This is a genomic window from Streptomyces sp. DSM 40750, from assembly GCF_024612035.1.
Lineage (GTDB): Bacteria > Actinomycetota > Actinomycetes > Streptomycetales > Streptomycetaceae > Streptomyces.
The window spans coordinates 4,637,736-4,660,619 of record NZ_CP102513.1; the positions used below are offsets into that span (position 1 = coordinate 4,637,736).

15 protein-coding genes and 1 other RNA gene are annotated in these 22,884 nt (G+C 71.1%); 7 read left to right on the forward strand and 9 right to left on the reverse strand.

The window, feature by feature from the left end; all coding sequences use genetic code 11:
• Nucleotides 1–15: 15 nt before the first annotated feature.
• Both yicI and JIX55_RS20890 read left to right on the forward strand, forming a co-directional pair.
• The gene (yicI, locus tag JIX55_RS20885; protein ID WP_257564826.1) at nucleotides 16–2,289 is read left to right on the forward strand and encodes an alpha-xylosidase; all 2,274 of its coding nucleotides are present in this window, start codon (nucleotides 16–18) and stop codon (nucleotides 2,287–2,289) included.
• Nucleotides 2,286–3,299: a LacI family DNA-binding transcriptional regulator gene (locus JIX55_RS20890; RefSeq protein WP_257564827.1), complete on the forward strand. Its 1,014-nt coding sequence runs from the start codon at nucleotides 2,286–2,288 to the stop codon at nucleotides 3,297–3,299. The genes yicI and JIX55_RS20890 overlap by 4 nt, the downstream gene beginning before the upstream one ends.
• 54 nt (nucleotides 3,300–3,353) lie before the next feature.
• Here JIX55_RS20890 and ssrA read toward each other — a convergent pair.
• The 5 genes from ssrA to ftsE form a co-directional block, all read right to left on the reverse strand.
• Nucleotides 3,354–3,753, reverse strand: a transfer-messenger RNA (tmRNA) gene (ssrA, locus tag JIX55_RS20895).
• 108 nt (nucleotides 3,754–3,861) lie between these two features.
• A complete protein-coding gene (gene smpB, locus JIX55_RS20900) occupies nucleotides 3,862–4,401 on the reverse strand; it encodes an SsrA-binding protein SmpB (protein ID WP_257569410.1) in 540 nt (179 codons plus the stop codon).
• A 102-nt stretch (nucleotides 4,402–4,503) separates the two neighbouring features.
• Complete coding sequence (locus tag JIX55_RS20905) at nucleotides 4,504–5,703, reverse strand: S41 family peptidase (protein WP_257564828.1); 1,200 nt, start codon at nucleotides 5,701–5,703, stop codon at nucleotides 4,504–4,506.
• A gap of 67 nt (nucleotides 5,704–5,770) precedes the next feature.
• Complete coding sequence (ftsX, locus tag JIX55_RS20910; protein ID WP_257564829.1) at nucleotides 5,771–6,688, reverse strand: permease-like cell division protein FtsX; 918 nt, start codon at nucleotides 6,686–6,688, stop codon at nucleotides 5,771–5,773.
• Nucleotides 6,689–6,722: 34 nt separating this feature from the next.
• Entirely contained in the window at nucleotides 6,723–7,412 is a 690-nt protein-coding gene (ftsE, locus tag JIX55_RS20915; RefSeq protein ID WP_009320785.1) for a cell division ATP-binding protein FtsE, read from the reverse strand.
• 240 nt (nucleotides 7,413–7,652) lie between these two features.
• Here ftsE and JIX55_RS20920 point away from each other — a divergent pair, with 240 nt between their 5' ends.
• Nucleotides 7,653–7,844 carry a hypothetical protein gene (locus JIX55_RS20920; RefSeq protein ID WP_005486830.1) on the forward strand — a complete coding sequence of 64 codons (192 nt, stop codon included), beginning with the start codon at nucleotides 7,653–7,655 and terminating at the stop codon, nucleotides 7,842–7,844.
• 123 nt (nucleotides 7,845–7,967) lie between these two features.
• On the opposite strand, the gene JIX55_RS20925 is transcribed toward JIX55_RS20920, so the two are convergent.
• The 4 genes from JIX55_RS20925 to JIX55_RS20940 form a co-directional block, all read right to left on the reverse strand.
• Nucleotides 7,968–8,831 carry a hypothetical protein gene (locus JIX55_RS20925; RefSeq protein WP_257564830.1) on the reverse strand — a complete coding sequence of 288 codons (864 nt, stop codon included), beginning with the start codon at nucleotides 8,829–8,831 and terminating at the stop codon, nucleotides 7,968–7,970.
• 347 nt (nucleotides 8,832–9,178) lie between these two features.
• Nucleotides 9,179–10,285 (reverse strand): peptide chain release factor 2, encoded by a 1,107-nt coding sequence (prfB, locus tag JIX55_RS20930; protein WP_257564831.1) that lies wholly within the window; start codon nucleotides 10,283–10,285, stop codon nucleotides 9,179–9,181.
• A 264-nt stretch (nucleotides 10,286–10,549) separates the two neighbouring features.
• On the reverse strand, nucleotides 10,550–11,788 hold the full coding sequence (locus JIX55_RS20935; RefSeq protein ID WP_257564832.1) for a serine/threonine-protein kinase: 1,239 nt from the start codon (nucleotides 11,786–11,788) through the stop codon (nucleotides 10,550–10,552).
• Between the two features lie 483 nt (nucleotides 11,789–12,271).
• Entirely contained in the window at nucleotides 12,272–13,993 is a 1,722-nt protein-coding gene (locus JIX55_RS20940; RefSeq protein WP_257564833.1) for a serine/threonine-protein kinase, read from the reverse strand.
• Between the two features lie 591 nt (nucleotides 13,994–14,584).
• On the opposite strand from JIX55_RS20940, the gene JIX55_RS20945 reads away from it, so the two are divergent.
• From JIX55_RS20945 to JIX55_RS20960, 4 genes are all read left to right on the forward strand, one after another.
• The gene (locus tag JIX55_RS20945) at nucleotides 14,585–18,718 is read left to right on the forward strand and encodes an FHA domain-containing protein (protein ID WP_257564834.1); all 4,134 of its coding nucleotides are present in this window, start codon (nucleotides 14,585–14,587) and stop codon (nucleotides 18,716–18,718) included.
• Nucleotides 18,719–19,032: 314 nt separating this feature from the next.
• Nucleotides 19,033–20,403: an ABC transporter substrate-binding protein gene (locus JIX55_RS20950; protein ID WP_257564835.1), complete on the forward strand. Its 1,371-nt coding sequence runs from the start codon at nucleotides 19,033–19,035 to the stop codon at nucleotides 20,401–20,403.
• 9 nt (nucleotides 20,404–20,412) lie between these two features.
• Nucleotides 20,413–21,768: an ABC transporter permease subunit gene (locus JIX55_RS20955; RefSeq protein ID WP_443046480.1), complete on the forward strand. Its 1,356-nt coding sequence runs from the start codon at nucleotides 20,413–20,415 to the stop codon at nucleotides 21,766–21,768.
• Nucleotides 21,765–22,682, forward strand: a complete 918-nt coding sequence (locus JIX55_RS20960; RefSeq protein WP_257564837.1) for a carbohydrate ABC transporter permease — start codon at nucleotides 21,765–21,767, stop codon at nucleotides 22,680–22,682. Before JIX55_RS20955 ends, JIX55_RS20960 begins: the two co-directional genes overlap by 4 nt.
• The last annotated feature ends 202 nt before the right edge of the window (nucleotides 22,683–22,884 follow it).

Here is a 22,884-nt window from a genome sequence, read left to right on the forward strand (position 1 = left end):
GGAGATTCCCCCCACATGAAGTTCACCGACGGCTACTGGCTGCTCCGCGAAGGCGTCACCGCGGCCCATCCGGTCGAGGTCCTCGATGTCACCGCCACGGACGGCGGCGCCCTGGAGGTCCACGCCCCGACCCAGCCCATCCGCCACCGCGGCGACCTGCTGAAGGGACCGGTCGTGACGATCAGTGCCCACGCCCCGATGCCCGACGTCATCGGCGTGACATTCACACACTTCGAGGGCGAACAGCCACGCGGCCCGCAATTCGAGCTCACCGCCGAGGAGTTCACCCCCCACACCTCCTACGACGACGAACACGCCACCCTCACCGCCGGAGATCTGTCGGTACGCGTCTCCCGCACCGGCCCCTGGCACGTCGACTTCCTCGCCCACGGCCGCCCCCTCACCACCAGCGGCCCCAAGTCGATGGGCATCATGCGCGACGCCTCCGGCGCCCACTACCTCCGCGAACAGCTCAACCTCGGCGTCGGCACCTCCGTCTACGGCCTCGGCGAACGCTTCGGCCCGCTCGTCAAGAACGGCCAGGTCGTCGACGTCTGGAACGCCGACGGCGGCACGGCCACCGAACAGGCGTACAAGAACGTGCCGTTCTATCTCACCGACGCGGGCTACGGCGTCTTCGTCGACCACCCCGGCAAGGTGTCCTTCGAGGTCGCCTCGGAGGTCGTGTCGAGGGTCCAGTTCAGCGCGGAGACCCAGCAGCTGACGTACTACGTCATCTACGGCCCGACCCCGAAGGACATCCTCCGCAAGTACACGGCCCTCACCGGCCGCCCCGCCCTCCCGCCCGCCTGGTCGTTCGGCCTCTGGCTGTCCACGTCCTTCACCACCTCCTACGACGAGGAGACGGTGACCTCGTTCATCGAGGGCATGCGGGAGCGGCGGCTGCCTCTCTCCGTCTTCCACTTCGACTGCTTCTGGATGCGCGAGTTCCAGTGGTGCGACTTCGAGTGGGACCCCCGGGTCTTCCCGGACCCGGAGGGCATGCTGGCCCGCCTCAAACGCCGTGACCTGCGGATCTGCGTCTGGATCAACCCGTACATCGCCCAGCGCTCCCCCCTGTTCGCGGAGGGCAAGGCGCTGGGTCATCTCCTCCGCAGACCCGACGGCAGCGTCTGGCAGTGGGACCTCTGGCAGCCCGGCATGGCCCTCGTCGACTTCACCAGCCCGGCGGCCCGCGCGTGGTACGCGTCGAAGCTGGAGGCGCTGCTCGCGCAGGGTGTCGACTGCTTCAAGACGGACTTCGGCGAGCGGGTGCCCCTGGACGTGGCCTGGTCCGACGGCACGGACCCGGAGCGGATGCACAACTACTACACGTACCTCTACAACCGCACGGTCTTCGACGTCCTCCGCAAACACCGGGGCGAGGGCGAGGCGGTGCTCTTCGCCCGCTCGGCGACGGTGGGCAGCCAACGCTTCCCCGTCCACTGGGGCGGCGACTGCGAGTCCACGTACGAGTCGATGGCCGAGTCCCTGCGCGGCGGCCTCTCCCTGGGCCTCTCCGGCTTCGGCTACTGGAGCCACGACATCGGCGGCTTCGAGGGCACGCCCTCCCCCGCGCTCTTCAAACGCTGGATCGCCTTCGGCCTGCTCTCCTCCCACAGCCGCCTGCACGGCTCGTCGTCGTACCGCGTCCCGTGGCTCTTCGACGACGAATCGGTCGACGTCCTACGGAAGTTCACCCACCTCAAGCTCAGCCTGATGCCCTACCTCTACGAGGCCGCGCGCACCGCCCACGCCGAGGGGGTGCCGATGATGCGCGCGATGGTGCTGGAGTTCCCGGACGATCCCGGCTGCGCGCATCTGGAGCGGCAGTACATGCTCGGCCCGGACCTCCTCGTCGCGCCGGTGTTCAGCGACGAGGGCGACGTCACGTACTACGTCCCCGAGGGCACCTGGACCCGCTTCCCGACCGGCGGCACGGTCACCGGCCCCCGCTGGGTCCGCGAACGCCACGACTTCACAAGCGTCCCGCTCCTCGTCCGTCCCGGCGCGGTCGTCCCGGTCGGCGAGGTGACGGACCGCCCGGACTACGACCACGCCGACGGGGTCACCCTGCACGCGTACGGCCTCGCCCACGGCGCCCAGGTCATGGTCCCCGTCGGCGACTCGACCTTCACGGTCGTCCGGGAGGGCAACGTACTGCGCGCCTCGTGCAGCGAACCGAGGGCGCCGTGGGGGCTCGCGGTGGGCGACCGCGAGGTCCGGGCGGAGGCGGGCACGGGCTTTCTGACCATGGACCTGGACCCGGAAGAAACGGAGTCGGCGTGACGGTGAAGATCACTGATGTGGCCCGGCACGCGGGCGTCTCCCCCAGCACCGTCTCGTACGCCCTCAGCGGCAAGCGCCCGATCTCGGCGGAGACCCGGGCGCGGGTCGAGGCGTCCATCCGCGAGCTGGGCTACCGCCCGCACGCGGGCGCCCGGGCCCTGGCCAGCAGCAAGTCCAACGTGCTGGCGATGGTGGTGCCGTTACGGGCCGGCATCAACGTGCCGGTGGTCATGCGGTTCGCGGTCTCGGCGGTCACGACGGCCCGCGAACACGACCACGACGTACTGCTGTTGACGCAGGAGGAGGGCGAGGAGGGCCTGCGCCGGGTCGCGGACACGGCCCTGGTGGACGCGCTGATCGTGATGGACGTCCAACTCCACGATCCACGGCTGCCGTTGCTGCGCACACTGGACCGCCCGTCGGTCCTGATCGGCTTCCCCGCCGAGCCGTCCGGCCTGACCTGCATCGACCTGGACTTCAGGGCGGCGGGCGAGCTGTGCGTGCAACACCTGGCGGGCCTCGGCCATCGCGTGGTGGGCCTGATCGGCTCCCCGCCCGAGGTCTACGTCCGCCAGACCTCCTTCGCCCAACGCGTCGTCCAGGGCTTCACCTCCGCCGCCACCCGCAACGGCATGGCCTCCACGGTCCACCCCTGCGAGCCCACCCCCGCGGCCGCCCGCGCGGTGGCCGAACGCCTCCTCCGCGAACAGCCGGCCCTCACCGGCGTGGTGGTCCACAACGAGGCGATCCTGGACCCACTCCTGGACGCCTTCGAACACCTGGGCCTGCGCATCCCCGCCGACCTCTCCATCACCGCCCTCTGCCCCGACGACCTCGCCGAGTCCCTCCGCGTCCCCATCACCTCGATCGCCATCCCGTCGGCCGAGGTGGGCGAGCAGGCAGTGGACCTCCTGATGAAAAAGCTTGATGGCGTCGCCGTACCCCAGGCCACGCTGCTGCCACCCCGCCTGACCGTGCGGGCGAGCACGGCACGCCGGGTGGCCGGGTGAGGAATGACGAAAGCCCCGCTGCTGTGTCGCAGCGGGGCCTCGCCCACATGGGAATTGTGGAGATGGCGGGAATCGAACCCGCGTCCAACGGTGCGGAGCCAGGGCTTCTCCGTGTGCAGTTCGCTGTGATTTTCTCGGCCCCGGCGATCACGCGAACAAGTCGCCGACGGGCCCAGTCACTGTTAGATTTCCCTCTTCACCCCGTGACCGGGATCAAGGTTTAGTCCCCTAGCTGATGCCAGGATCCGGGTCGGGAACACTCCCGGGCTGACACTCCCTTTAGTAAGGAGTTCGCGCGTCGCTACCTGAGATCAGGCGGCGAGGGCGAACGACTTGGGAGAATCGCTCTTAACAGTGGCGATTATTTTTTTCGGCCTGTGGTTTACGAGATCATGGCCGCTTCCTCGACACGCTTCCCCTGCCTCGACATCCGCTGTCGAAACCGATCATCCCCATGTTGCCACTCTTGAATTAGATACAGCTCAATGCTCACACCGGACTGGCCGGTGTTGGTGCCATCGTACGTGACCAACGCGAGCGCATGCCACCGTATTCCCCGCGGCTACGCCCGCTCCTTGCGCTTCACCGCCGCGATCGCGCGGTCCGACTCCCGCCGGTCCTGCTTCTCCCGCAGGGTCTGCCGCTTGTCGTACTCCTTCTTGCCGCGCGCGAGCGCGATCTCGGCCTTCGCCCGGCCGTCCTTGAAGTACAGCGCGAGGGGCACGATGGTGTGACCCGTCTCCTGGGCCTTGGCCTCCAGCTTGTCGATCTCCTCGCGGTGCAGGAGCAGCTTGCGCTTGCGGCGCGCGGAGTGGTTGGTCCAGCTGCCCTGGTGGTACTCGGGGATGTGGGCGTTGTGCAGCCAGGCCTCACCCCGGTCGATCTGGACGAAGCCGTCGGTCAGCGAGGTGCGTCCCTCGCGCAGCGACTTGACCTCGGTACCGGTGAGTACGAGGCCCGCCTCATAGGTGTCGATGATCGCGTAGTCGTGCCGGGCCTTCTTGTTCTGGGCGACGATCTTGCGCTTGCCGCCCTTCTCGCCGTCCCGGCCCTGGGCGGCCGTCCCGCCCTGCTTGGGCTGGGACTCCTTCGGTACGTACATTCCCTTGCTCATAGTGCCGTCCATTTTCGCACTACGGAGGGGGTCCGCGGAAAGCCGATTAACGGGAGCGGCGACCAGGGGGAACGCGGCGGTGGGGGCGGCTCACTGCCCGAGGCCGCTCAGTACCGTCTCGGCCCGCTGGAGGGCGTCCTCGTCCGCTTCGAGGTCGGGGGTGATGCCGCTGCCGTCGACGCCGCGGCCGGAGGGGGTGCGGTAGTGGCCGACGGTCAGTTCGGCGACGGAGCCGTCGGGGAGGCGGCTCGGCATCTGGACCGAGCCCTTGCCGAAGGTGCGGGAGCCCACGACCACCGCGCGGCCGCGGTCCTGGAGAGCCCCGGTGAGCAGCTCGGCCGCGCTCATCGTGCCGCCGTCGACGAGCGCGACCAGGGGTCTGGCGGTGTCGCCGCCGGGGTCGGCGTGCAGGGCCTGCTGCTCGCCGTTGACGTCGTACGTGGCGACGAGGCCGCCGTCGAGGAAGGCGGAGGCGGCGGTGACGGCCTCGGTGACCAGGCCGCCGGAGTTGCCGCGAAGATCGAGGACGAAGCCGGAGGCGTCGGCGGCCTGCTCGACGGCGGCCCGTACGAGATCGCCGGAGCCCTTGGTGAACGCGTCGACCTTGATGACGGCGACCCCGCCGGCGATGTGGCTGACGGTCACGTCCTCGGTGGACAGACGTGCCCGGCGCAGGGTCTCGTGCCAGGTCCGGGTGGAGCGCTGCAACTCCAGCGTCACCTTCGTACCGGCGGCCGCGCTCTCGGGGGTGTCGGTGGTCCCGCTCCTCCCGTCGATCGCGTCGCCGCGGAGTAAGGCGACGACCTCGGTGACCGGGCGGCCGTCGACCTTCTCGCCGTCGACGCTGACCAGCCGGTCGCCCGCGCGGATCCCGGCGCCGGCCGCGGGCGAGCCGTCCTGCACCCGGGTCACCTCGATACGGCCGTCGCGCTCCAGCCGGGCCCAGAGGCCGACGCCGGTGTACTCGCCGTCGAGGGCCTCCTCGAACTCCTCGTACTCGCCCTCGGAGTAGACCGCGCCCCACCGGTCGCCGCTGCGGCTGACGGCGCGCTCGGCGGCCTCCACGGGGGACGTGCCCTCGGCCATGGCCTCGGCGGCGGCGTCGGCGACGTCCTGTTCCTTGTCGGCCGGGGTGGAGCGGGGCCTCTCGACGGCGGAGGCCGTCCCGCGCTGCGGGCCGTCGAAGGAGCCGGTCGCGGCGCCCGTGGCGAGCACGCTCGCGAAGACCAGTGCCAGGGCGGCCCCGCGGCCGATGCGGCGGGGCTGGGAGAACAGGTCGCGGCCTGACATGTCGGCGAGTCTAGGACAACGCGAAGGGCCGTACCGGCCCTTGCCGGTACGGCCCCAGGGGCGTGCGTCACACCTTCAGGTACTTGCGCAACGCGAAGAAAGCGGCCAAGGCGGGCATCAGGAAGCTCGCCGCGAGGATGAGCGGCAGCTTGGTCAGGACCGCGTCCCAGCCGACGAAATTGATCAGCGGCAGGTTCGTCGACAGGGACGCCCCGTTGTCGATCACGAAGTACTGCCCCAGCATCAGGATGGCGCAGGCGATCGAGCCGCCGATGACGCCGGCGACCGCGGCCTCCATGATGAACGGCGCCTGGATGTAGAAGCCGGACGCGCCGACCAGCCGCATGATCCCGGTCTCACGCCGGCGGCTGAACGCCGAGACACGCACCGTGTTGACGATCAGCAGCAGCGCCACGACCAGCATGACCGCCATCACACCGCGCGCCGCCCAGTTCAGATAGCCGAGGAGCCGGAACAGGTTGTCCAGGATGCCCTTCTGGTCCTGCACCGACTGCACACCGTCACGCCCGTTGAAGGCGCTTGCGATGACCTGGTACTTCTCCGGGTCCTTCAGCTTGATCCGGTACGACTCCTGCATCTGGTCCGGGGTGAGGCTGCTGGCCAGCGGGGAGTCGCCGAACTGCTCCTTGTAGTGCTTGTACGCCTGGTCCTGCGACTCGTAGGCGACGTTGTCGACGACCGACATCTTGTTCAGATCGGACTTGATCTGGTTCTTCTGCTCGGTCGTGACCGCGCCCTTGGCGCAGTTGGGGTCGGACTCCGCGTCGCTCTTGTTGCAGAGGAAGACCGACACGTTGACCTTGTCGTACCAGAAACCCTTCATCTGGCTGACCTGGTCGCTCATCAGCAGCGATCCGCCGAACAGGGCGAGGGAGAGGGCGACGGAGACGATGACCGCGAAGGTCATCGTGAGGTTGCGGCGGAGACCGACACCGATCTCCGAGAGGACGAACTGGGCGCGCATGGCGTCTCGCTGAGCCTTTCCGTGGACTGTGCGGTCAGTGCTGGTAGCCGTAGACGCCGCGCGCCTGGTCGCGGACGAGGCGGCCCTTCTCCAGCTCGATGACGCGCTTGCGCATCTGGTCCACGATGTTCTGGTCGTGGGTCGCCATCACCACGGTGGTGCCCGTCCGGTTGATCCGGTCGAGCAGCTTCATGATGCCGACGGAGGTCTGCGGGTCGAGGTTGCCGGTGGGCTCGTCCGCGATCAGCAGCTTGGGCCGGTTCACGAAGGCCCGCGCGATGGCCACGCGCTGCTGCTCACCACCGGACAGCTCGCCCGGCATCCGCTCCTCCTTGCCGCCGAGGCCGACCAGCTCCAGCACCTGCGGCACGGACTTGCGGATCTCGCCGCGCGACTTGCCGATGACCTCCTGCGCGAAGGCGACGTTCTCGCCGACCGTCTTGTTCGGCAGCAGCCGGAAGTCCTGGAACACCGTCCCGAGCTGGCGGCGCATCTGCGGCACCTTCCAGTTGGACAGGCGTGCGAGATCCTTGCCCAGGACGTGTACCTGGCCCTGGCTGCACCGCTCCTCCCGGAGGATCAGCCGCAGGAAGGTGGACTTTCCGGAGCCGGAGGACCCCACGAGGAACACGAACTCGCCCTTCTCGACCTCCAGGGACACATCCCTGAGTGCGGGGCGGGTCTGCTTGGGGTAGACCTTGGACACGTTGTCGAATCGGATCACGGATGCACCACAAGCCGTCGGGAATGGATGGACGAGACTGTACCGTCCCCGGCCCGGTAAGGGGCGCGGGGGAACTGCGCGACCAGCCCCACCGGGCGCAGCCGCGCGCCTACGGCCACCGCCCCTTTCGCAGGCGCCCGCGCAACCGCCGGAGGAACCTGGCACAGTGGAGTAGAGGAACGGTCCGGTTCCGCGAAGCGTTGAGGTATGTGTGAGGCCGTTGCAAGGAGGGCGAGGCGCATGACGTACGACCGGTTGGTGTGCGCGAACTGCGCGTCCCCCGTCGCCGAGGGCCGCTGCCATGTGTGCCGGGCCAGCCGCGAGCGACTCCAGCAGGAGAACCCCTTCGCGAGCCTGAGCCCCATGACCCTGATCGCCCTCCTGGCGATCCTCATAGCGGCAGTGGCCCTGCTGGCGCACCAGACGGCATAGGACGTACGACGACACAGGGCGTACGCGACGCAGGACGTACGAGGAAGGCCCGGGGCTGGCTGCCCCGGGCCTTCCTCGTTCACGTACTCAGACGCTCACGCGTCCGCCTGTCGCGGAGTGCTGTCAGGCGGCGGCGCCGCGGCCGACCATCAGGCGCGGCAGCAGACGGAAGCCGATACCACCGGCGATCATCGTGGCGGCGCCGACCAGCAGGAACGTGGTCTCAGCGGCACCCGTCTCGGCCAGCTCGCCGCTGCCGGCGCCCTGGGCCTCGGTCTCCGAGCCGGTGTCCGTGAGGGCCGAGGAGCCCTCCTCCTGGACGACCTCGTCGTTGCCACCGTCGGGGTCGGTGCCACCGGAGGTGGAACCACCGTCGGTGGAGCCGCCGGAGGTCGAACCGCCGTCGGTCGAACCGCCGTCGGTGGAACCGTTGGAGGTGGAGCCACCGGAGTTCGCACCGTTGGAGGTCGAACCGCCGGAGTTCGCACCGTTGGAGGTCGAACCGCCGGAGTTCGCACCGTTGGAGGTGGAGCCACCGGAGTTCGCACCGTTGGAGGTCGAACCGTTGGAGGTCGTACCACCGTCGGTGGTGGTGCCGCCGTCGGTCGTCGTGCCACCGTCCGTGGTGGTGCCGCCGTCCGTGGTCGTACCGCCGTCGGTGGTGGTGCCACCGTCGGTCGTCGTGCCACCGTCCGTGGTGGTGCCACCGTCGGTGGTGGTCCCGCCGTCCGTGGTCGTACCGCCGTCGGTGGTGGTGCCACCGGCGGTGGTCGCACCGATGATGGTGTTGCCGTCGGTGCTGCCGTCGGTGCTGCCGGTATTGACCTCGACACCGACATTGGCGGAGACACCGTCGTCGGTGCTGACACCGACGCCGACGCCGAGGTCGAGTGCGGAAGCGGCACCCGCGGCGGTCAGCGACGCGCCGGCGGCGATCACGGCACCCGCGGCGATTCGCGCCACGCGGATCCGCGTCTTCTTCGTCATATGGCTGCTACCCCCAGTAGCTCATCAGTAAATGGAGCAGAGCGCCCGGGGCCGCGATCAACGGGAGCAGTCGGTTGATTCGAAGTCCCCCGGTTCACATGCGCCCCAGTAATGCGCATGCCACGCGCCAGCCTTCCCAGTTTTCGCAGCAACGTCAAGGTCGTTGCGTACGCGATGTCCCGTTCACCGCATTTGACCGCGACAACGACGTGTGAGTGTGACGTAAAACCCAGACATCTCCGCACGGACAAGGCAACTGCCTTCCAGGGGAAGGCAGTTGCCTTGTCGACAAAGCGCTGAAATTGTCCGGGATTTCTCGCCCGCGGCTGGTCCCGCTTGCGCGGCCGCTACTTCTCCTGCTGCTTGCGCCAGCGAATCCCGGCCTCCAGGAAGCCATCGATCTCGCCATTGAACACGGCCTCGGGGTTGCCGACTTCGTACTCGGTGCGGAGGTCCTTGACCATCTGGTACGGGTGCAGGACGTACGAACGCATCTGGTTGCCCCAGGAGTTGCCGCCGTCGCCCTTGAGGGCGTCCATCTTGGCCTGCTCCTCCTGCCGGCGCCGATCGAGGAGCTTCGCCTGCAGCACGTTCATCGCGGACGCCTTGTTCTGGATCTGCGACCGCTCGTTCTGACAGGAGACGACGATGCCGGTGGGGAGGTGGGTCAGCCGCACCGCGGAGTCGGTGGTGTTGACGCCCTGGCCGCCCGGGCCGGACGACCGGTAGACGTCCACGCGCAGCTCGGACTCGTCGATCTCGATGTGGTCCGTCGTCTCGACCACGGGCAGGATCTCGACACCCGCGAAGGAGGTCTGGCGCCGCCCCTGGTTGTCGAAGGGCGAGATCCGGACGAGCCGGTGCGTGCCCTGCTCCACGGAGAGCGTGCCGTAGGCGTACGGGATCTGGACGGCGAAGGTGGTCGACTTGATGCCGGCCTCTTCCGCGTACGACGTCTCGTAGACCTCGGTCTTGTAACCCTTCTGCTCCGCCCAGCGCAGGTACATCCGCTGCAGCTTCTCGGCGAAGTCGGCGGCGTCGACGCCACCGGCCTCGGCGCGGATGTTGACGAGGGCCTCACGGGAGTCGTACTCGCCGGAGAGGAGGGTGCGGACCTCCATCTCGTCCAGCGCCTTCCTGACGGAAGTCAGCTCCGACTCGGCCTCGGCGCGGGTGTCCGGGTCGTCCTCCTCCTCGGCCATCTCGAAGAGGACACCGAGGTCGTCGATGCGACCTCGCAGGGCCTCCGCCTTCCTGACCTCGGCCTGGAGGTGGGAGAGCTTGCTGGTGATCTTCTGCGCCTCGTCCGGGTTGTCCCACAGGGACGGCGCGGCCGCCTGCTCCTCGAGCACGGCGATGTCTGCCCTCAGCTTGTCGAGGTCCAAAACGGCCTCGATCGACTCCATGGTCGAGGAGAGGGACTTCAGCTCTTCGGATACATCGACGACTGCCACGCCCCCAGCGTAACGGCTCCGCCGGGTAAGCCACGGCGAGGTGACCGCAGCGGGGGCCGGCACCGGGTGCCGGGGGTTCAGGGTGGGGGCTGTGGCGGGTTCGTCGGCTGCGGGTGAGTGAGGGCTGGTCGCGCGGTTCCCCGCGCCCCTTAACGGCATGGGTCGCGCCCGGGGCTTTTCAGGGGCGCGGGGAACCGCGCGAGAAGCCCCACCGGATCCGCACCCGCCAACGGACAGGCACCCCCGAGCTATGAGGCGCCCCGCTCAAGGATTCCCCGGCGCCGAATTCTTCGTGTCGGACGGCGCCCCACCCTCCTCGTCCCCGGAGGTGACCGCCCACGTCCCCACCCCCACCGCCGCGATCAAGGCCACAGCCGCCGCGCTCAACGTGATCCGCCGCCGCCGAACCGCGCTCCCCCGGTTCCGCGCGGACCCCGGCCGAGGCGTCCCCGCCGCCCTCGGCACCCGCGCGGTCCCCCGCGCACCCCCCGCCAGCTCATCCGGCCCCGGCACCCGCATGGACGTATGCGTATCCCGGTTGGAGTCGGGCTTGGCCCCCGGCACCAACGGCACCGCCCCCCGCCGTACGCGCTCACGCGGAGCGGCGGCCTCGGCGGGAGCCTCCTCGTACCCGTCCCCGGACTCCGTCCCGGGCTCGTCGACATCCAGCGGCGGCATCCCCGCCAGCAACGGCATCTGCTCCCGCAACCGCGCCGCCAGCTCGGACGCCCGCAACCGCGAGGCCGGTGCCTTGGCGAGGCACTGCACGAGCAGTTGCCACAGCTCCTCGGGAATGCCGGGCAGCGGGACGACGGTCTCGGTGACGTGGCGGCGCAGCACGGCGCCGGGATGCCCGCCGCCGAACGGGGTGAACCCCGCGAGCAGCTCGTACAGCACGGTCGCGAGGGCGTAGATGTCCACGGCCGCACGGGGCGGCAGGCCCTCGACTATCTCGGGGGCGAGATAGTCCGGCGTACCGATGATCTTCGTCGCGCGGGTGCGGCGAGGAGAATCGATCAGCTTGGCGACGCCGAAGTCGGTCAGGAGGGCGGGATGCGAGCCGCCGGGGCCGAGGGGGCCCTGCATGTCGAGGAGGACGTTCTCCGGCTTCACGTCCCGGTGGACGACCCCGGCCGCGTGGGCCGCCGACAGGGCGTCCGCGATGTCGGCCACTATGGCGACCGCCGCCTCGGGGGCCATGCGCCGCTCCCGGTCGAGGCGGGTGCGCAGGTCGGTGCCCCGGACGAGGTCCATGACGAGGGCGAGGTCGTTGCCGTCGACGACGAGGTCGCGTACGGAGACCACGTTCGGGTGGTCGAGTCCCAGCAGCGCCGTGCGCTCCTGGACGAAACGGCTGACGAGTTCCTGGTCGGACGAGAGGTCCTCGCGCAGCAGCTTGATGGCGACGGGGCCCTCGGGGCCCTCACCCAGCCACACCGTGCCGGCGCTGCCCCGCCCCAGAATCTGGTTCGCGGTGTACCGGCTTCCGATCTTCCGTCCCAAGACTGCTCCTACAGGCCGCGTGTTGGCGACAAAGCTACGCGCACCAAGACCCAACCTTCACCGCCGAGGCGGAAATCACCCCTCAGATATCGACAAATCCCCAACCTTGGCGATGAGATGCGCCGACAGGCACGGAACCACGGGCCGACGGAAGCCCGAAACGAGGGCCGAAGGCCGGAACCGAGAGGAGAGGCCGACGGCGAAACGAGAGGCCGACGTCAAGGCATCGCACCGGAAGGCCGACGCGGGACGCCCGGTGCCGGGCAGCCGAAGCCGGCACCAGGAGGCCGAAGTGGGGGGCTGGCATCAGGACACGGCAGGCCGACGCGGGACGCCCATGGCGGGCAGCCGAAGCCGGGACCGGAAGGCCGAAGTTGGAGAGCTGGCGTCAGGACATGGAAGGCCGAGGTCGGACGGGGGCGCCGGAGCCGGGAGGCCGGAGCGGGGACAAGGTTGAAAAGCTGGTGCCGCCCCGGCCCACCGTCACTGCCCTGAGCCGGACCCCGTGCTCGGGTCGTTGCCCAGGTCGCCGATCCACTTGCTGGCCTCGGTGAACCAGTCGGTGAGCTGTTCCCACCAGCTCTTGCCTGTGCCGATCCACCCCTGGAGGGGGGTGAACTCCCAGATCAGCCAGCCGCCGACGAAGAGGAGGACGATCATGAACAGGCAGCCCTTGAGGCAGCCGAGGCCCGGGATCTTCATCGGGTTGGCACTGCGCTGCCGCGGCTCGCGGGGCGGCCGGGGCTCACGCTGGGGCCGGGGCGCGGGCTGCTGCGGCTGTGGGGCGGGGGCGTACCGCTGCGGCTGCTGGCGCTGAGGCTGCGGCGCGGGGGCGGCGTACGGCTGTTGCTGCTGCGGGTGGCCGTACCCGGGGCCGGGGCCGCCCTGGGGCGGGCGCTGCTGCCGGCGCGGAGGCTGCTGCGGGGGCTGCTGCGGGCGGTTGGCCTGCCGCTGGGGGCGGCGGCGCAGCGGGTCCTCGCTGGGGTCGAGGTGCTGGACCTGGGTCTGCTCGTTGCGGTCGCGGGCCGCGCGGAGCTGGTTCTGCCAGGGGTGCGGCTGCTCGGGCTGCTGCCCGCCCGGGTCGTGCGGCGGCACCGGCGGCATGACGGAGGTCGGGTCGGAGCCGCTGGTGTGCGGGAGTACGGCGGTGGGGTCGGCCGCGCCCGCCGGGCCCGAGGTGTGCGGGAGCACGCTGGTCGCGCCGTTCGGGTCGTACGAGCCGGCGCCGTGCGGCAGCACCTGCGTCGGGTCGGCCGAGCCGAACGGGTCCGGGGCGCCCGGCACCTGCGCGGGCGTCGGGTCGGGGGCGAGGAGGTGGCCCACGCCCTCGGCGGCGGCGATCTGCATGGAGTTCGCGTGCACGCCGACGCCCTCGGCGACGACGCGGAGCGCGCGGGCGAGGTTGACGGCGCTGGGCCTCTCCCTCGGGTTCTTGCGCAGACAGCGCTCGATGACCGTCCACAGCGGTTCGGGGACGGTGGACGGGCGGCGCGGCTCGGCGCTGAGGTGCTGGTGCAGCACTTCGAGCGCGGACTGGCCGTTGAACGGCGGGCGCCCGGTGACCAGTTCGTACATCAGGATGCCGGCGCCGTAGATGTCGACGGCGGAGGTCTGCGGCTGGCCCTCGGCGGACTCGGGGGCGACGTACGCGGGCGTGCCCACGAACTCGCTGGTCCGGGTCAGGCCCGGGGAGTCGGCGAGGCGGGCGATGCCGAAGTCGGTCAGCATCGGGTGCATCTGGCCGCCGTCCTGATTGAGCAGCACGTTGGCGGGCTTCAGGTCGCGGTGCACGACGCCGTCGGCGTGGCTCACGGCGAGCGCGTCGGCGATCTGCGCGGACAGCAGGGCCGCGCCGACGGGTGTGAACGGGCCGTTCTCGCGGAGGTACCGGTGCAGATCGGGGCCCTCGACCAGGTCCATGACCAGCGCCAGCAGATCGCCCTCGACCACGAGGTCCCGCACCCGCACGATGTTCGGATGGGTGAGCCGGAGCAGCACGGAGCGCTCCCGCAGGAACCGCATCACGATGTCCGCGTCACTCGCGAGCTCTTCCTTGAGGACCTTGATCGCCACGGTCTCGCCGGGGTGGCCGGGCACGGCCGCCTCGGCCCCCGCGGTCTCCCGCTGGCGGGCGCGCCAGACAGTGCCTGTGGCGCCGCGTCCAATCGGCTCCTCAAGGAGGTACTTGCTCCCTACCGGCCGCACGTCATGCGCTCCCTGCTGCTTGCTTGCCTGGTATCTGCTCGTCTGGCCTCGTCCTTCGGACGTTCCGACCCACTGTAGTGCGGCCGTCCGCGGGACCGGGCTGTCGCCTTCCTGTGCCTTCCTGCCCGCTTGCCGTGCCTTGCTCCGGCTTGCTGTGTGCCGGCTGTCGGTGTCCGCGTCCGCGAGTACGTACGGGTACCCGTGTGCGTTCGATGGAAAGACGCTCACCCCTGGGCGGTTGGTTGCCGGATACGGACGTACGCGATTCCGGATACGGACGCGCCCCTTGCCCGGATACGGACGCGCCCCGGCCCGGATGCGGACGCGACCGATCCCGAATACGGACGCGACACGGACGTGACCGATCTCAAGTGATCAACTAGCGGGCACTGGTCAGGCACTTTTGGGGGCAGAGCCGACCAATCAAGATCACTTGACGGTGGGCGGCGGGCGTGTTGTCAGTGGCAGGTGCGAGGATGCCTCCAGTACTGGCCGACGTGCCCGTGAGCGGTGGGGGAAGTCTGCGGTGGGGACCGCGCAGTCTCGTCCTCGTCGTCGCGGGTGCCCGCGCGGAAGGGACCGCTGACGGCGATGCAGATCCGGCTGACCGTCGTAGACCCGCTGGGACCGCCCTCTGAGCCGCGAGGACGTGCCACGGCCTGCGACGTGCTGGTCACGGCGCCAGCCGGGACGGCCCTCGCCGCCGTGGCCTCGGGCCTCGCCTCCGCCGTCGGCGAGGGCGGTGCCGAGCGGCTCGAACGCAGCCGCGAGGTCGGCGGCGGCCAGGTCGTGCTGTACGCCGGTGCCGAGCGCCTCGACGCCCAGCGCTGCACCCTGGGCGAGCCGCCCCTCATCGACGGCGCCGTGCTCTCCCTGGGCGCCCCCGCCGAGCCGGGCCCCGAGGTCGACGAGGCCGCCGCCCAGCTCCACGTCGTGGCCGGCCCCGACGCGGGCGGCGTCCACCTCCTCCACGGCGGCAAGATCCACATCGGCCGCTCCGCCGACGCGGACGTCCCTCTCGACGACCCCGATGTCTCCCGCCTCCACTGCGCCGTCACCCTCTCCGCCGACGGCCGCGTCTCCATAGTCGACCTCGGCTCCACCAACGGCACCACCCTCGACGGCACCCGCGTGGGCGACCGCCCGGTGCGTCTGACCCCGGGCGCGCTGCTCCGCATCGGCGAGTCCGCGCTTCGGCTGGCCTCGTCGTCGGGCGCGCGGGGGATCGGGACGACGCCTGATGGGGAGGGACATGTTCGGGTGACGGTGGGGGCGGGGGGACCGGGGGGTTCCGGGGCGGGAGCGAGGGCCGGTACGGGTTCTCGCACGGGAGCGGGGGCCGAGGCCGGCTCCGGCTCCGGCTCCGGCTCCGGCTCCGGCTCCGGCTCCGGCTCCGGCTCCGGCTCCGGCTCCGGCTCCGGCTCCGGCTCCGGCTCCGGCTCCGGCTCCGGCTCCGGCAGAGCGTCTCGCGGGGGCGTGTCCGGGCAAGTGGCGGAGGAGCTGGGGCAGGGGCGTGCCGAGCGGCGGACGGTGCCGGGGCAGGGTGGGGCGCCGGGCATCGAGCGAACGGCGGGGGAAACGGAAGCCGCGTCCGGTACGGGCCGGGCGGGCGCGCACGAGGGCGCGACGGGCGGAGGCGGGGCGGAAGCCCATGGCCGACTCGGCGATGCCCGTGACGCCCACGAGCCGCGCAGTAGTCGTGATCCGCGCAGCACTCGTGATCCCCGCGATGCCGGTGATTCCCGCAGGTCCGGCGGATCTGGCGGGCCAGGCGGGCCTGGCGTGCGGGCCCACGGTTCCGGCGGGTCGGGCGGCGCCGACGATCCCATCGACTCCGGTACCCGTAAGGGCACTCCCCTTCGGGGGACGGAGGTGCCGCGTGGGATGCGTAAGCGGGGTGGGTTCGGGGCCTGGGCGCGGCGGCTGACCGGCGGGCGGGGGCAGGCGGGGGCGGAGTACGACCCGTACGAGTACGACGCGGAGTACGACGAGGACGAGCGCGGGGCGATGGCCTCCGTGCTGCCGGCCGGTGGGAAGCGGCTCCCGGAGACATGGCCGGATCCCGCCGCGCTGCTGCTCACCGCGCTCGGGCCCGGCGCCCGGCTGTGGGAGCGGGGGCCGGGGCACCCGGAGGCGCTGACGGTGCGGCTGGGTACGACGGACCGGGCGGCGCCGGACGGGTCGGCGCTGTTGCCCGCGGTGCCGGTGACCACCGGGCTGCGCGAGGTCGGGGCGCTGGGGCTGGCCGGGCCGCGCCCTCGGCTGATGGGGCTGACCCGCGCGGTCGTGGCCCAGCTCGCCGCGCTGCACTCCCCCGACATTCTGGAACTGGTCCTCATCAGTGCGGACCGCTCCCGCTCCGCCGAGGAACGCACCGCCGACTGGTCCTGGCTCGGCTGGCTCCCTCACCTCCGCCCCGCCCACGGCCAGGACTGCCGCCTGCTCCTCGCCTACGACCGCGAGCAGACGACGGCACGTCTGGACGAGCTGCTGCGCCGCCTGGAGGACCACGCGGCGGACACGGCGGGGCATGCGCCCGGCAGCGCGGCGGGCGACGGGACCGGGCGTACGCCGCGCGGCGGAACCAGTCGTACGCAGGGCACCGGGACCATGGGCGTGGCCGGCCACCGGCCGGACGACACGACGGGCCGTCTGTACCGGGAGGCGACGGGCCGCACCGCCGGGGCCGGGGGCACCACAGGCCATGGGGCGGCCTACGGGGACGACGGGGCCTCCGGTCGGCGGGCCGGGCGGCGGCCGTCGTGGGCTCGGGAGGACGACCCGGCGGACGGTGGCTTCCCGGGGCCCTACACGGTGGTGATCGTGGACGGGGATCCCGGGGGCGCGGATGTGCGGAAGGCCGTGATACGGCTGGCGCAGGACGGACCCGTCGCCGGGATCCATGTCGTGTGCCTCGCCGAGACGGAGTCCGCGTCGCCCGCCTCGCCGGTGACGGAGACGTACGCGGCGGCCTGCGACGTCTCGCCCGCGTTCCGCGCGTGCGGGGCCGTCGCCCTGCTCAGCGGCGATGTCGCCACGGCGCTACGGCTGCTGCGCGTCGCCTCCGGCGGGTATGCCGCGGTGAGCGGTCCCGGGGCGCCCGGCCCGTCGGGTCCCGCTCGGCCCGGGCCTACGGGGAGCGCGCACGACGGCTTTCACGACGGCTCTGTCGACCACGCGCGCGGTACGGACGCCGACGGCCCGTCGAGCCGCCCTCGTTCCGACCGTGCGGCTCCCTCGGACCCCGGTTCGGTGAGCCGTACCCACACCAACATCGATCTCGCGAGGGCCGCGCTCGCCGATGCCGACGAGCGCACGCATCCCGGCACCCAGGGCCTCCCCTCGCTCGACCCGGAGGCGGCGCCGGGGCTGTTGAACCACGGCACGGTGGCCACACTGGACGCGGTGTCGGTGGCGTGGGCGGAGCGGTTCGCGCGGGCGCTGGCGCCGTTGCGAACGGACGGATCGGCCGGGGACCGGCAGGCGCGGGTGTCGGCGCCGTTGCCGCAGTCGGCGCGGTTGTTGGACGAGCTGGGGCTGGCACGGGCCACGCCGGCGTCGTTGATGGCCCGGTGGGCGGACGCGGCCGATGACACCGCGGCGCTCGGCGGGCGGGCCTGGGCCGTGCTCGGCGCGGGGCCGCGCGGGCCGGTGTCCATGGACCTCGTCGCCGAAGGCCCCCATCTGCTGATCGAGGGGCCGGCCGGCAGCGGTCGTACGGAACTGCTGCGGTCCGTCGCCGCGTCGCTGGCCGCCGCCGAGCGGCCCGACCGGCTGGGCATCGCGCTCGTGGACGGGCGGGACGGCGGTGGCGGCGGCGGTGGCGGCGCCGCTGGTGCGGGCGGGGGGCGGGCCGGGGAGGGGCTCGGGGTCTGTACCGACCTGCCTCATGTCGGGACGCATCTCACGGCCAACGATCCCGTCCGGATGCGGGACTTCGCGCAGTCGCTGAGCGCCGAGTTGAAGCGGCGGGCCGAGCTGCTCGGCGGGCTCGGGTTCGTGGAGTGGCACACCCGGCGTGAGGTGTCGGGCCGTATCGTCCCGCAGCGGTCGGCGGGGGCCGGGTCCGGCGGCGCGTCGGCGGGCTCGTCGGGGGCGGCCGACCTCGACTCGTCCTCCAGTTCCACGCTCCGGCTGCGGCCTGCGGCCGGTCGCAAGGCCCGGGACCAGGACGGCAAGGGGGCGGCCGGGAAGCACCCTGCCCCCGGCTCGGAGCTGCCCCGTCTCGTCGTGATCGTCGACGACCTCGACGCCCTGCTGTCACCTCCCTTGGGTTCCACGGGGCGGCCTGCGGCCGGGTCCGTCGTACGGGCGCTGGAGGCGGTGGCCCGGGAGGGTGAGCGGCTCGGGGTGCATCTCGTCGCCACCACGGGTGGGGGCGGGCGTACGGGTGAGAGCGAGCTGGGGCGTGCGCGTGGGAGGCGTGTCGTGCTGAGCGCGCCGGTGCCGGGTCCGGACGAACCGGCGCCCGGGCGGGGGGAGTTGCTGGGCGAGGGGGGTCGGGCGACCGCGTTCCAGGCGGGGCGGGTGACGGGGCGTATCCCTCGTACGGCGACCCTGCGGCCCACCGTCGTACCGCTGGACTGGGCGCGGATGGGAGACCCGCCGGCGCGGCGACCCGTACGGGAGTTGGGGAACGGACCTACGGATCTGGCGTTGCTGGCCAGCGCGTTGGACCGTGCGGCTCGGGAGGTCTCGGCGGCGGGGGTGCCGTCCCTGCTGTGAGCGCGCCCGGCGCCGGACCTGGGCGGGGGCAGAAGACGCTTACCGGCGCTGCCTGCGCCCACCCTCCCCACACTCTCGTTTTCAGGGGCGCGGGGAACTGCGCGAGCGACCACGGCCGACGGGAAGCCGCCCACGATGAGCCACCCCTACGGCGCATGGGCGCCCCCGTTGCTCCCGGCCTCATGGTCACGACGCGGTCACGATCAAGGAGTTGACACCGCAGGCGCTCTTGCCGCCCCCAGGCCCGCGGCGTAGACCAGAGCGCACGGGACAGCGCTTCTACGTTCGACGACGCACGGAGAACGGGGTCAGTCATGCGCAGCATGCTTCGTACATCCCACGCCAAGGCCCTCGCCGCTCTCGCCGCAGGCGTCCTCGCCGCCTCGCTCACCGCGTGCGGCGGAGACGACGACGGCGGTGGCAGCGGTGACAGCGGCAACGGCGGCGGCAGCAAGGCCACCGTCCAACTCCCCAAGCTGGACGGCCAGAAGCTGGAGGTCGCGGCGGTCTTCACGGGCCCGGAGCTGGACAACTTCCAGAAGGTGCTGGACGAGTTCGAGAAACGCACCGGCGCCTCGGTGACGTTCGTGCCGACCGGCAACAACACGTCCACTTTCTTAGGTACGAAGATCGAGGGCGGCAAGCCGCCGGACGTGGCGTTCCTGCCGCAGGTCGGCGTGTTGCACCAGTTCGCCGAGAAGGGCTGGGTCAAACCGCTCGGCAGTGAGGCCCAGGCACAGCTGGACAAGAACTTCTCGGCCGGCTGGAAGGACCTGGGCGCGTACGAGGGCAAGCAGTACGGCGTGTACGCGAAGGCCGCCAACAAGTCCCTCGTCTGGTACAATACCGCGGCCTTCGAGGCGGCGGGCATCACCGAAGAACCCAAGACGTGGGACGACTTCATCCAGACCGCGCAGACGCTCTCCGACGCCGGCTCCCCCGCCGTGTCGATCGGCGGCGCGGACGGCTGGACACTCACCGACTGGTTCGAGAACGTCTATCTGTCGCAGGCGGGCCCGGAGAAGTACGACCAGCTGGCCGCCCACGAGATCAAGTGGACCGACCCCTCCGTCAAGGAAGCCCTCACCACGCTCGCCGAGCTGTGGGGCAAGGACGACCTCATCGCGGGCGGGGCCTCCGGCGCGCTGCAGACCGAGTACCCGAAGTCGATCACGCAGACCTTCGGCGGGGACACCCCGGCGGGCATGGTGTTCGAGGGCGACTTCGTGGCCGTCACCATCAACGGGGACACGGACGCGAAGATCGGCACGGACGCCAAGGTCTTCCCGTTCCCGGCGGTCGGCGACGCCTCCCCCGTGGTGACCGGCGGCGACGCGGCCGTGGCGCTGAAGGACGGCGAGGGCGCGCAGGCGCTGCTGACCTTCCTCGCCTCGACCGACGCGGCGGAGATCTGGGCGGCGCAGGGCGGTTTCCTCTCCCCCAACAAGGAGATGGACCAGGGGACGTACAAGGACGATGTCACCCGGGAGATCGCCAAGGCTCTGCTCGCGGCGGGCGACGACTTCCGCTTCGACATGTCCGACCAGGCTCCGGCGGCGTTCGGCGGCACGCAGGGCGTCGGTGAGTGGAAGGACTTGCAGGACTTCCTGAAGAGCCCCGACGACGTGGCCGGTGCCCAGAAGCAACTGGAGACCGACGCGGCGAAGGCCTACGGGAACGGCTGACGGCCCGAGATGTCGTCCGCCGTGGCGAAGACGGCGGGGGGCGCCGGCGCAGCGCCGACGCCCCCCGCCACACCGCGCAAGAGCGTGACGGGTACCCGGTGGTGGGTGGCAGGGCTCTTTCTGCTGCCCGCGCTGGTGCTGCTCGGCGCGCTCGTGGTCTACCCGATCGGGTACTCGGTCTGGCGGAGCCTGTTCGACGCGAACGGCTCGGGCTTCGTCGGCCTCGACAACTACGCGGAGATCTTCTCCGACGACTCCACCCTCGTCGCCGTACGCAACACCGCGATCTGGGTCGCGGTCGCCCCGGCGCTCGTCACCGCGCTCGGTCTGATCTTCGCGGTGCTGACCGAACGGGTGCGCTGGGGAACGGCGTTCAAGCTGATCGTCTTCATGCCGATGGCGATCTCGATGCTCGCCGCGGGCATCATCTTCCGGCTGGTGTACGAGCAGGATCCGAACCAGGGCGTCGCCAACGCGATCGTCACATCCGTGCACGACGTCTTCGTGGACGAGTCGGTGTATCCGAAGGCCCGGCCCAACGCCCAGGTGAGCGATCTGCGGGCGTCCGGCGGGGGTTCGTTCACCACGGAGGGGAGTGTGCGGGCCGGGACGCCCGCCCTCCTTCCCCTCGTCGGTATCGCGCCCAACCGGCTGCCCGGCGACGCGCAGGACGCCGAGGCGGCCACCGGCGACGGTGTCACCGGCACGGTCTGGCTCGACTTCCGGCTCGGTGGCGGCGGTGAGAAGGGAGCCGTCGACCCGGGTGAGAAGGCGTTGGAGGGCGTCAAGGTCGAGGCGGTGAAGGACGGGAAGGTCGTCGCGACCGCGACCAGCGGCACCGACGGCACGTTCAGCCTGCCGGACTCGGCCGAGGGGGCCCGGCTACGGTTGCCCGGCTCGAACTTCGCGGCGCCCTACAACGGCATCGACTGGCTCGGCCCGGCCCTCGTCACCCCGGCCGTGATCGGCTCGTACGTGTGGATGTGGGCCGGCTTCGCGATGGTGCTGATCGCGGCGGGGCTGGCCGGTGTGGACCGCAATCTGCTCGAAGCGGCCCGGGTGGACGGGGCGAACGAGTGGCAGGTGTTCCGCAAGGTCACGGTTCCGCTCCTCGCACCGGTCCTGGTCGTCGTCCTCGTCACGCTGATGATCAACGTGATGAAGATCTTCGACCTCGTCTACATCATCGCGCCCCAGCCCACCCAGGACGAGGCCAACGTCCTCGCCCTGCAGCTGTACCTGGTGTCGTACGGCGGCGGGGGCGACTTCGGGATCGGCAGCGCGATCGGTGTGATCCTGCTGCTGCTCGTGCTGCCGGTGATGTGGGTCAACATCCGGCGACTGCGGAAGGAGCGCCAGCGGTGACCACTCTGGAAACCCCGGCCCCGGCTCCGAAGACCCCCGAACTGGACAGGCCCGTACGCGCCAGGCGCTCCGTCGCGGCCCGGCTGGCGAGCGGCGTGGCGGGCGGCGCGCTGCGCGTCTTCCTCCTCGTGGTGGCGCTGTTCTGGCTGGTGCCGACCTTCGGACTGCTGGTGTCGTCGTTCCGCGATCCCACCGACATCTCCACCTCCGGGTGGTGGAAGGTGTTCTCCGCTCCGGCCCAACTCACCACCAAGAGCTATGAGTCGTTGCTGGAGAACGACGACATCACCAACGCCCTGTTCAACACGGTCTGGATCACGGTCCCGGCGACCCTGCTGGTGGTCGTGATCGGCGCGATGGCCGGATACGCCTTCGCCTGGATGGACTTCAAGGGCCGCGACTGGTGGTTCATGGTCGTGGTGGGGCTGTTGGTGGTGCCGGTGCAGGTGGCGCTGATCCCGCTGTCCGGGCTCTTCCGGGACCTGGGGATCTTCGGCGACATCATCGGCGTCGTCCTCTTCCACGTCGGCTTCGGACTGCCGTTCGCGATCTTCCTGTTGCGGAACTTCTTCGCGGAGATCCCGCGTGAGCTGCTGGAGGCGGCCCGGCTCGACGGGGCGGGCGAGGTACGGCTGTTCGCGACCGTCGTCATGCCGCTCGCCGCGCCGGCGCTCGCGTCCCTCGGGATCTTCCAGTTCCTGTGGGTGTGGAACGACATGCTGGTCGCGCTGGTCTTCTCCAGCTCCGGCTCACAGCCGCTGACGGTCGCACTCCAGCAACAGGTGAGGCAGTTCGGCAGCAACATCGAGATCCTGGCGCCGGGTGCGTTCATCTCGATGGTGATCCCGTTGGCCGTGTTCTTCGCGTTCCAGAGGCAGTTCGTGTCGGGCGTGATGGCGGGGGCTGTGAAGTAGGGCCGGGGGGCGCCTTGGAGTTCGGGGCGCCCCCTGCCCCGGAGCTGTCAGGCGCCCCCAGCCCGGCGGGGCCCACCGCGCGGACACACCCACACAGGCCCGCGAGTTCACACCCGTACGCCCCACCACCCGGCGATATTCCCCCGTTTGGAACACGTCGCGTAACCAAATCATCGGATCGGCCGTTTCAGGGCAGTATGCC

Bases quoted from the DNA above. Each gene is read 5' to 3' on its own strand.
- JIX55_RS20945 (WP_257564834.1), top strand. From the start codon at position 14,585: ATGCAGATCCGGCTGACCGTCGTAGACCCGCTGGGACCGCCCTCTGAG.
- JIX55_RS20950 (WP_257564835.1), top strand. From the start codon at position 19,033: ATGCGCAGCATGCTTCGTACATCCCACGCCAAGGCCCTCGCCGCTCTC.
- smpB (WP_257569410.1), bottom strand. From the start codon at position 4,401: ATGTACGTACCGAAGGAGTCCCAGCCCAAGCAGGGCGGGACGGCCGCC.
- JIX55_RS20925 (WP_257564830.1), bottom strand. From the start codon at position 8,831: ATGACGAAGAAGACGCGGATCCGCGTGGCGCGAATCGCCGCGGGTGCC.
- JIX55_RS20955 (WP_443046480.1), top strand. From the start codon at position 20,413: ATGTCGTCCGCCGTGGCGAAGACGGCGGGGGGCGCCGGCGCAGCGCCG.
- ftsX (WP_257564829.1), bottom strand. From the start codon at position 6,688: ATGCGCGCCCAGTTCGTCCTCTCGGAGATCGGTGTCGGTCTCCGCCGC.
- JIX55_RS20905 (WP_257564828.1), bottom strand. From the start codon at position 5,703: ATGTCAGGCCGCGACCTGTTCTCCCAGCCCCGCCGCATCGGCCGCGGG.
- yicI (WP_257564826.1), top strand. From the start codon at position 16: ATGAAGTTCACCGACGGCTACTGGCTGCTCCGCGAAGGCGTCACCGCG.
- JIX55_RS20920 (WP_005486830.1), top strand. From the start codon at position 7,653: ATGACGTACGACCGGTTGGTGTGCGCGAACTGCGCGTCCCCCGTCGCC.